The 5,219-nt window shown below is 71.0% G+C and carries 7 protein-coding genes; 5 read left to right on the top strand and 2 right to left on the bottom strand.

Features of this window, described 5'->3' with window-relative positions:
* From AOK03_RS39055 to AOK03_RS39065, 3 genes are all read left to right on the top strand, one after another.
* On the top strand, nt 1-619 hold a 619-nt coding region (locus AOK03_RS39055), incomplete at its 5' end, for an N-acetylmuramic acid 6-phosphate etherase (protein WP_244177939.1).
* Nucleotides 620-670: 51 nt separating this feature from the next.
* On the top strand, nt 671-2,188 hold the full coding sequence (locus AOK03_RS39060) for a PTS transporter subunit EIIC (protein WP_055570089.1): 1,518 nt from the start codon (nt 671-673) through the stop codon (nt 2,186-2,188).
* A gap of 65 nt (nt 2,189-2,253) precedes the next feature.
* The gene (locus tag AOK03_RS39065; protein ID WP_244177940.1) at nt 2,254-3,291 is read left to right on the top strand and encodes a helix-turn-helix domain-containing protein; all 1,038 of its coding nucleotides are present in this window, start codon (nt 2,254-2,256) and stop codon (nt 3,289-3,291) included.
* 145 nt (nt 3,292-3,436) lie between these two features.
* On the opposite strand, the gene AOK03_RS39070 is transcribed toward AOK03_RS39065, so the two are convergent.
* Nucleotides 3,437-3,664: a hypothetical protein gene (locus AOK03_RS39070; protein ID WP_079075254.1), complete on the bottom strand. Its 228-nt coding sequence runs from the start codon at nt 3,662-3,664 to the stop codon at nt 3,437-3,439.
* A complete protein-coding gene (locus AOK03_RS39075) occupies nt 3,661-3,870 on the bottom strand; it encodes a hypothetical protein (protein WP_055570094.1) in 210 nt (69 codons plus the stop codon). The genes AOK03_RS39070 and AOK03_RS39075 overlap by 4 nt, the downstream gene beginning before the upstream one ends.
* A 129-nt stretch (nt 3,871-3,999) precedes the next feature.
* Between AOK03_RS39075 and AOK03_RS39080 the strand changes: the two genes are divergently transcribed.
* Together AOK03_RS39080 and AOK03_RS39085 are read left to right on the top strand one after the other, a co-directional pair.
* Nucleotides 4,000-4,839, top strand: coding sequence for a helix-turn-helix domain-containing protein (locus AOK03_RS39080; RefSeq protein WP_055570090.1), 840 nt, complete (start codon nt 4,000-4,002; stop codon nt 4,837-4,839).
* A complete protein-coding gene (locus AOK03_RS39085) occupies nt 4,823-5,029 on the top strand; it encodes a DUF397 domain-containing protein (RefSeq protein ID WP_055570091.1) in 207 nt (68 codons plus the stop codon). The genes AOK03_RS39080 and AOK03_RS39085 overlap by 17 nt, the downstream gene beginning before the upstream one ends.
* The last annotated feature ends 190 nt before the right edge of the window (nt 5,030-5,219 follow it).

The raw sequence follows: 5,219 nt of genomic DNA on the forward strand, positions 1-5,219 counted from the left end.
GGGCGGGCCGAGCGCCATGGTCAAGGCGGTCGAGGGCGCGGAGGACAGCAAGGAGCTCGCCGCCGAGGACCTGGAAGGGCTGAACCTCACCGAGGACGACGTCGTCGTCGGCATCTCCGCCTCCGGCCGCACCCCGTACGCGATCGGCGCCGTCGAGTACGCCCGCGCCCGCTACGGCGCGCTGACCATCGGCCTCTCCTGCAACGCGGACAGCGCGCTCGCGGCCGCCGCCGAGCACGGCATCGAGGTCGTCGTCGGCCCCGAACTCCTCACCGGCTCCACCCGGTTGAAGGCGGGCACGGCCCAGAAGCTCGTGCTCAACATGCTGTCGACGATCACGATGATCCGCCTCGGCAAGACGTACGGAAACCTGATGGTGGACGTGCGCGCGTCGAACGAGAAGCTGCGGGCCCGCTCCCGCCGCATCGTCGCCCTCGCCACCGGCGCCTCCGACGAGGAGATCGAGGCCGCCCTCGCCGCCACCGACGGGGAGGTGAAGAACGCCATCCTCACCATCCTCGGCCAGGTCGACGGCCCCACCGCCGCCGAGCTCCTCGCCACGTCCGACGGCCACCTCCGCGCGGCCCTCGACAACTCCCGCGCCACCAAGACGGACTAGGCCCCTCCAGCACAGCGCCACCGCGCCACCAGCACAGCAAGGCACCGCACCATGGCACCTGATGACAAGAACCGCGCCACCGCCGCCGCGATCCTCCCCCTCGTCGGCGGCGCCCAGAACGTCACGTCCGTAGCCCACTGCATGACCCGGCTCCGCCTGGGCCTGGCCGACCGCTCGCTCGTCGACGACGACGCGCTGAAGGCCCTGCCCGCCGTGATGGGCGTGGTCGAGGACGACACGTACCAGATCGTGCTCGGCCCCGGCACGGTCGCCCGGGTCACGCCGGAACTCGAAGCCATGGTGGCGGAGCGCCGCACCGAAGCGCCCGCCGAACACGCGCCCACGGCCGCGGAGCTGGCCGCCCAGGGCGCGGCGATCAAGGAAGCCCGCAAGGCGAAGAACGCGACCCCGTTCAAGCTCTTCCTGCGCCGCATCGCGAACATCTTCGTGCCGCTGATCCCCGCCCTGATCGGCTGCGGCATCATCGCGGGCATCAACGGCCTCCTGATCAACCTGGAATGGCTGCCGTCGATCACCCCCGCGCTCGCCGCCATCGCCTCCGGCTTCATGGCGCTGATCGCGGTGTTCGTCGGCTTCAACACGGCGAAGGAGTTCGGCGGTACGCCGATCCTGGGCGGCGCGGTCGCGGCGATCATCGTGTACGCGGGCGTGGCGAACATCGAGGCGTTCGGCCAGAAGCTCTCCCCCGGCCAGGGCGGCGTGCTCGGCGCGCTGGGCGCGGCGGTCCTCGCCACGTACGTCGAGAAGTGGTGCAGGAAGTGGGTGCCGGAGGCGGTGGACGTCCTGGTGACCCCCACCCTGACCGTCCTCGTCTCGGGCCTCGTCACGATCTTCGGTCTGATGTTCCTCGCGGGCGAGGTGTCGACCGGCATCGGCACGGCGGCGAACTGGCTCCTGGACAACACGGGCGCGTTCGCGGGCCTGGTCCTGGGCGGCCTCTTCCTCCCCCTGGTCATGCTGGGCCTGCACCAGGCCCTGATCCCCATCCACACCACGCTCATCGAGCAGCAGGGCTTCACCGTCCTGCTGCCCATCCTGGCGATGGCGGGCGCGGGCCAGGTCGGCTGCGCGATCGCCGTCTACAAGCGCCTCAAGCACAACAAGTCGATCCGTACGACGATCAAGTCCGCGCTTCCCGCAGGCTTCCTCGGCGTGGGCGAACCGCTCATCTACGGCGTCTCCCTCCCCCTCGGCCGCCCGTTCGTCACGGCGTGCGTGGGCGGTGCCGCGGGCGGCGCGTTCATCGGCTTCTTCTCGATGATCGGCGACAAGGTCGGCTCCACGGCCATCGGCCCGTCCGGCTGGGCGCTCTTCCCGCTCCTCGACGGCAACAAGGGCCTCGGCCTGACGGTCGCCGTCTACGGCGGCGGCCTGCTCGTCGGCTACCTGGTCGGCTTCTTCGCCACGTACTTCTTCGGCTTCAGCAAGCAGATGCTGGTCGAGCTGAACGCGGCGGACGCGGCTGACGCGGACGCGGCGGCGGACACGGACACCGCAGCCACGGCCACCCGCCCCACGGCCCCGGAGGCGGAACCGGCACGGGCGTAACGCCCGCTCCCCCGGCGCCCTCTGCTCCCGTTGTTCCCGCATCCCTGATGCGGGAACATCTGGGGATGCCCACTCTCCATGAGGCCGCGGGGGAAGAGAAGAACGGGCCGGAGGCCGTGTTCAGCATGAACACGGACGTCCTCCCGGCGCGGGACCGGTTCAACTGGTGGGTCGACATGGTGGGCAATGAAGTCGTGCCCGTCTCCGTGCGCAGCCCGCACGTGCTCACGTTCAACGGCCGGGCGGACTTCGTCGAACTGCCCGAGAGCCAGGTGCAGGCGTTCTCCTTCTCCCCGATGACGGCCCGCCGTTCACCGCTCCAGATCCGCCGCTCCGATCCCGAGGCGTGCTTCCTGATCCTGGCGCGCGGCGGCCCGATCCGGCTGGAACAGGGCCGCAACATCGCCTGCCTCGCAGCGGGCGACATGAGCCTGTACTCCACCTCGCACCCTCTGATGTGCGACTTCCTCGAGTACGGCCGACAGACCCGGCTCACACTCATGCGGCTGCCGCGCTCCGTGCTCCCCATGGCGGACGACGGGGTGCACCGCCTGCTGGCCGCGTCCCTGTCCGCCCGGACCGGCGCGGCACGACTGCTCGCCCCCTACCTGAACGGACTCCCCGAGGCCGCACGCAGCTGCGGCCCGCGCGAGCTGGACCGGATCGGGCGCATCGGCCTCGACCTGGTGTCCACCGTGCTCGCGGCCCAGCTCGGCGTCCCGGACGCGCTGCCCGCCGAGACCCGCAAGGCGGTCCTGCTCGCCCGGATCGACGCGTTCATCGATCACCACCTGGGCGACCCCGAGTTACGCCCGGCGGCCGTCGCCGCCGCCCACCACATCTCCCTGCGCACCCTGCACGCCCTGTTCCACGACCGGCCGGAGACCGTGGCCGCCTCCATCCGGCGCCGCCGCGTCGAACGCTGCCACGCCGAGCTCTCCGACCCCGCGCTGCGGCACCGCACGGTCGCCGAGATCGCCGTGCGCTGGGGCTTTCGCCATCCGGCCGACTTCAGCCGGCTGTTCCGTACGGTCCACGGCGTTCCCCCCAGCGCGGTGCGCCCGCGTGCGCGGGATGCGAAGGATGCGTGCGCTGATTGCTGAAGACCCGGTGGCCCCGGGCGGGCCACAGTGGGTCAGCAGGGGGGAGTCGCGCGAGAGGACCCGGCACGCACTGCCGAGGTCCTCTCGCGCCGCTGCGCCCTCCCGGCCGCGCGGCGCCGACCCACCTGGCAGCGCGAGAGTCCGCTCACGGCAGTCGGCCCTCCCGGTTGACCTGCCGCACCCGCGCCCGCAGCACGTCCGCGGTCGGCGCCTCCCCCACCTCCCCCGGCGGGCAGTCCCACTCCCGTCCGCCGCCCAGCGGTCTGAGCTGCACGAGTCCGCCCTCGCAGCCCATCACCCGCCCCACGCTCCCGTCCCGGTAGTCGACGGCGTACGTCCCCGTCTCGGGCACCCGCGGATCCTCCTCCTTCACCGCTCCCCCTCCAGCACCGCGGCGAGCCGCAACGCCGTGTCGAGGTTGCAGCGCCCCAGCTCCACGAGCGGCAGCCCCTCGCCGGACACGCTCAGCGGGTCGACCCGCAGCGACGGCAACGTGACCCCGGCCCCTGCGAGGCCCGCCTTCAACTGCCGTACGGCCTCCTCGGCCGCCCGCACCCTTTCCTCCGCCGTCAGCGCCATGACCACTACCTTCCACACCGAGTGTTGCTGTTTCCTCACCCAGCGTGTCCGCTCCCGCATAGCCTTAAAAGCCCCGGCGACCCAACACCCCTCCGTGTCCGGGCGCCGCGTGTCACGGAGGAGCCGCCCATGACCCGCCCCAAAGACCTCGACCCGTCATCGAACCCCCGGGCCCTGCTGGGCTGCGAACTCCGCCATGCGCGCGAACGGGCGGGCCTCAGCCAGGAGGCGCTGGGCGCGCCGCTCTTCGTGAGCGGTTCGTTCATCGGACAGCTGGAGTCGGGTACGCGGCGGATGCACATGGAGTACGCGGTGTACTTCGACGAGAAGCTCGGCACGGAGGGCTTCTTTACGCGCAATTGCGGGGCCCTCGCAAAGTCCAAGTACCCCGACCATTTCGCCGAGGCAGCGGAGGCAGAGGTGTCCGCAACGGCGATCAAGCACTACTTGCCCCTGCTGATCCCGGGCCTGCTCCAGACACCGGCGTACTCCGCCGATCTGTTCCGGACCTACCGTCCGATGGCCACGGACGACGAGATCAACGAACTGGTGGCGACCCGCATGGATCGCGCCCGCCTCATCGACCACCCGACAACCCCGCTGTTGTGGGTGGTACTGGACGAGGCCGCACTCCGGCGCCCGGTCGGTGGCCCGGCAGCCATGGCAGAGGCCCTGCGCCACGTTGCCGACCTGGCACGCCGACGCAGAGTCATCCTGCAGGTGTTGCCGTTCAGCGCCGGATCACATGCAGGGATGGGCGGTTCCCTCAAGATCATGGAGTTCGCCGACGCGCCGCCCCTCTGCTTCCTCGAAGGGCTGGACACAGGACGGCTGATCGACGACCCGGCGACGGTTGCCCGCCACAACATGACGTTCAGCCTCCTCCAGGCGTTGGGTCACACCCCCCAACACTCCCTGGCCGTAGTCGAGTCGATGGCGCACGATTACGCCCATGAGGAACAACCCTGAGTACGTCGTGAGCGCTACCGCTTGGCGCAAGTCCACCCACAGCGCCGGAGATGGCGGCGACTGCCTCGAAGTATCCGACGGAGAAACGGACACCGTCCCCGTCCGCGACTCCAAGAACCCCACCGGCCCCCACCTCACGTTCCGCGCCGCGAGCTGGGCCGCGTTCGTGGCGGGCCTCAAGCACGGCTGACCGCTGAACGCCGCCGGAGGCTTCGGTGGGCCTGCGTCTTTGATGGTCACCGGGGCCGCCCGGGGTTTTGCGGAGTGTGGCGGTTCCGGGCCGGCAGTAAAGGGCGCGACTTTGTCGCGTCGGCTGCGCCGATTCCGCTGCGCTCCACCCTTGACTCCCGTCCCTCCACCGCACGTTGACCTTGACCCGG

Origin of the sequence: Streptomyces atriruber (assembly GCF_001418325.1) — a bacterium.
GTDB classification, from domain to species: domain Bacteria; phylum Actinomycetota; class Actinomycetes; order Streptomycetales; family Streptomycetaceae; genus Streptomyces; species Streptomyces atriruber.

Bases quoted from the DNA above. Each gene is read 5' to 3' on its own strand.
- AOK03_RS39060 (WP_055570089.1), top strand. From the start codon at position 671: ATGGCACCTGATGACAAGAACCGCGCCACCGCCGCCGCGATCCTCCCC.
- AOK03_RS39065 (WP_244177940.1), top strand. From the start codon at position 2,254: ATGCCCACTCTCCATGAGGCCGCGGGGGAAGAGAAGAACGGGCCGGAG.
- AOK03_RS39075 (WP_055570094.1), bottom strand. From the start codon at position 3,870: ATGGCGCTGACGGCGGAGGAAAGGGTGCGGGCGGCCGAGGAGGCCGTA.
- AOK03_RS39080 (WP_055570090.1), top strand. From the start codon at position 4,000: ATGACCCGCCCCAAAGACCTCGACCCGTCATCGAACCCCCGGGCCCTG.
- AOK03_RS39085 (WP_055570091.1), top strand. From the start codon at position 4,823: ATGAGGAACAACCCTGAGTACGTCGTGAGCGCTACCGCTTGGCGCAAG.